Raw genomic sequence first — 3,707 nt, forward strand, 5'->3', positions numbered from 1 at the left:
CCAAAAATCAAGAGTAAACGCCCTTCACCCCGAAGTTTACAAGCACTAACCTGCTAAGACCCGTCGGTTAACGATGTCCTAATGCGATTGCCTTGGCGAAACACCGCAACCTGTTGACTCCCTTAGTATTTTCGGAATATTATGTTAGGTTCCGGTTCTTGGAATGCTACGCGCAACTTCAGTTCGTGCGTAAGCGGGCCAGCCGGAAGTTCGATGCGCGGGCGTTTCCGCTTTGCCCGGAAACCGATGCGTCGATTTTGTTCAATTTCAGGAATAATCAATGCCAACCATCAATCAACTGGTTCGCAAAGGCCGCACGTCGGAAACGACGAAGAGCAAGAGCCCGGCTTTGCAGGACTGCCCCCAGCGTCGCGGCGTGTGCACCCGTGTGTACACCACGACGCCGAAGAAGCCGAACTCGGCACTCCGTAAGGTCGCCAAGGTTCGTCTGACGAACGGCTTCGAAGTCATTTCGTACATTGGTGGCGAAGGCCACAACCTGCAGGAACACTCGGTCGTGCTGATTCGCGGCGGCCGTGTGAAGGACTTGCCGGGTGTGCGTTACCACATGGTTCGCGGCTCGCTGGATACCCAGGGCGTCAAGGATCGTAAGCAGGCTCGCTCGAAGTACGGTGCGAAGCGTGCCAAGGCTGGCAAGTAATTAGCCGGTCGATCGTAGTTTCAGGTCGCCTGCAAAGGCGGTAATAGCGATGGTGCCGGAATCGCCGGTGCTATCGAGTAAGTGGTCACCCGACCAGGCTGGTTAGTCTTACGGATGAATCGGGTTAGTTGGTGGCCGCGGGGCTGTAAGCAGCTCCAACTGAAAAGTAAAGGAAGAAACATGCCGCGTCGTCGCGAAGTCCCCAAGCGGGAAGTGTTGCCGGATCCGAAGTTTGGCAACGTTGATGTAGCAAAATTCATGAACGTGCTGATGCTCTCCGGCAAGAAGTCGGTTGCCGAGCGTATCGTGTACGGCGCTTTCGAACAGATCCAGACCAAGGGTGGCAAGGACCCGCTGGAGGTGTTCACGGTGGCGCTCAACAACGTCAAGCCGGTGGTCGAAGTGAAGAGCCGCCGCGTTGGTGGTGCGAACTATCAGGTTCCGGTCGAAGTGCGCCCGTCGCGTCGTATGGCATTGGCGATGCGTTGGCTGCGTGAAGCCGCGAAGAAGCGCAGCGAGAAGTCGATGGCCCTGCGTCTGGCAGGTGAGCTCTCCGAAGCGGCCGAAGGCCGTGGCGGCGCGATGAAGAAGCGCGACGAAGTTCACCGGATGGCAGAAGCCAACAAGGCGTTCTCGCACTTCCGTTTCTAAGCTTCCCCACCTCGGGTTTAGCGGAAAACGGAAAGAAATTCCGGGCGGGTGCGCTTCAAAGGCGCCTCGCCCGTTTGTGTTACAGCGCGATGGACATCTCTCGCATCGCGTCATCCCAATAGAGGATCAAAGTGGCTCGCAAGACTCCTATCGAGCGCTACCGTAACATCGGTATTAGCGCTCACATCGACGCCGGCAAAACGACGACGACCGAGCGCATTCTGTTCTACACGGGCGTGAACCACAAGATTGGTGAAGTTCACGACGGCGCTGCCACCATGGACTGGATGGAGCAGGAACAGGAGCGCGGCATCACGATTACTTCCGCTGCTACCACGGCATTCTGGAAGGGCATGGCGGGCGACCGCGCCGAACACCGCATCAACATCATCGACACCCCGGGTCACGTCGACTTCACGATTGAAGTCGAGCGCTCGATGCGCGTGCTCGACGGCGCGTGCATGGTGTACTGCGCTGTGGGCGGCGTGCAGCCCCAGTCGGAAACCGTGTGGCGTCAGGCTAACAAGTACAAGGTTCCCCGTCTCGCGTTCATCAACAAGATGGACCGTACCGGCGCGAACTTCTTCAAGGTCTACGACCAGCTCAAGCTGCGTCTGAAGGCGAATCCGGTTCCGGTCGTCGTGCCTATCGGCGCGGAAGAGAACTTCACGGGCGTCGTCGATCTGATGAAGATGAAGGCGATCATTTGGGACGACGCGTCGCAAGGCACCAAGTTCTCGTACGAAGACATCCCGGCAGAGCTCGTCGACACATGCAACGAATGGCGTGAAAAGATGGTCGAAGCCGCGGCGGAAGCGAACGAAGACATGATGAACAAGTACCTCGAGTCGGGTGAGCTGACCGAAGAGGAAATCATCAAGGGTCTGCGCGACCGTACGATCGCTTGCGAAATCCAGCCGATGCTGTGCGGCACCGCGTTCAAGAACAAGGGTGTGCAGCGCATGCTGGACGCCGTGCTCGACTTCCTGCCGTCGCCGATCGACATCCCGCCGGTTACCGGCGAGCTGGAAAACGGTGAAAAGGGTGAGCGCCGCGCTGCTGACGACGAAAAGTTCTCGGCACTGGCATTCAAGATCATGACCGACCCGTTCGTCGGCCAACTGATCTTCTTCCGTGTGTACTCTGGCGTTGTGAATTCGGGCGACACCCTGCTGAACGCGACCAAGGACAAGAAGGAACGTCTGGGCCGTATTCTGCAGATGCACGCGAACCAGCGCGAAGAAATCAAGGAAGTGCGCGCAGGCGACATCGCCGCTGCGGTCGGCCTGAAGGACGCGACCACCGGCGACACGCTGTGCGATCCGACGAGCCCGATCGTGCTTGAGCGCATGGTTTTCCCGGAACCCGTGATTTCGCAGGCTGTTGAGCCGAAGACGAAGCCGGACCAGGAAAAGATGGGTCTGGCCCTGAACCGTCTGGCGCAGGAAGATCCGTCGTTCCGCGTTCAAACGGACGAAGAATCGGGTCAAACCATTATTTCGGGCATGGGCGAGCTCCACTTGGAAATTCTGGTCGACCGGATGAAGCGTGAGTTCGGCGTCGAAGCAACGGTTGGCAAGCCGCAGGTGGCTTACCGCGAAACGATTCGCGGCAAGGCGGAAGACGTTGACGGCAAGTTCGTCAAGCAGTCGGGTGGTCGCGGCCAGTACGGTCACGCGGTCATCACGCTCGAGCCGAACGAGCAAGGCAAGGGCTACGAGTTCCTGGACGAGATCAAGGGCGGTGTGATTCCGCGTGAATACATCCCGGCAGTCGACAAGGGTATCCAGGAAACGCTGAAGGCCGGCGTGCTGGCGGGCTTCCCGGTCGTGGACGTGAAGGTTCACCTGACGTTCGGTTCCTACCACGATGTCGACTCGAACGAAAACGCGTTCCGCATGGCCGGTTCGATGGCGTTCAAGGAAGCGATGCGCAAGGCACAGCCGGTCATCCTCGAACCGATGATGGCTGTCGAAGTCGAAACGCCAGAAGACTACATGGGCAACGTAATGGGCGACCTCTCTGGCCGTCGCGGTATTGTTCAGGGCATGGATGACATGGTTGGCGGCGGCAAGATCGTTCGCGCCGAAGTGCCGCTGTCGGAAATGTTCGGCTACTCGACGTCTCTGCGTTCGCTGACGCAAGGCCGTGCAACGTACACGATGGAGTTCAAGCACTACGCTGAAGCTCCGCGTAACGTGTCGGAAGCGATCATCAACGCGAAGTCGAAGTAATCGCGCGGCAAAGTCATTCAACGATTAACTTTCTGAAAGAAGAGAAACATGGCTAAAGGTAAATTCGAGCGGACCAAGCCGCACGTGAACGTGGGCACGATCGGTCACGTTGACCACGGCAAGACCACGCTGACGGCAGCGATCACGACGGTCCTGACGCA

The 3,707-nt window shown here is 58.3% G+C and carries 4 protein-coding genes; all 4 read left to right on the forward strand.

Annotated elements, in window-relative coordinates; genetic code table 11:
• Positions 1–280 precede the first annotated feature (280 nt).
• Positions 281–661, forward strand: a complete 381-nt coding sequence (rpsL, locus tag HDG33_RS36680) for a 30S ribosomal protein S12 (protein WP_006053290.1) — start codon at positions 281–283, stop codon at positions 659–661.
• A gap of 180 nt (positions 662–841) precedes the next feature.
• Entirely contained in the window at positions 842–1,312 is a 471-nt protein-coding gene (gene rpsG / locus HDG33_RS36685; protein ID WP_006053291.1) for a 30S ribosomal protein S7, read from the forward strand.
• Between the two features lie 131 nt (positions 1,313–1,443).
• On the forward strand, positions 1,444–3,546 hold the full coding sequence (fusA, locus tag HDG33_RS36690) for an elongation factor G (RefSeq protein WP_090802169.1): 2,103 nt from the start codon (positions 1,444–1,446) through the stop codon (positions 3,544–3,546).
• A gap of 48 nt (positions 3,547–3,594) precedes the next feature.
• Positions 3,595–3,707: GTP-binding protein (locus tag HDG33_RS36695; RefSeq protein WP_233461887.1), on the forward strand; the 113-nt coding region annotated here is incomplete at its 3' end.

The organism is Paraburkholderia sp. Cpub6, from assembly GCF_014201065.1.
In the GTDB taxonomy this organism is placed as follows: domain Bacteria; phylum Pseudomonadota; class Gammaproteobacteria; order Burkholderiales; family Burkholderiaceae; genus Paraburkholderia; species Paraburkholderia tuberum.

Coding starts and splice junctions, on each gene's coding strand:
- rpsL (WP_006053290.1), top strand. CDS start 281: ATGCCAACCATCAATCAACTGGTTCGCAAAGGCCGCACGTCGGAAACG.
- rpsG (WP_006053291.1), top strand. CDS start 842: ATGCCGCGTCGTCGCGAAGTCCCCAAGCGGGAAGTGTTGCCGGATCCG.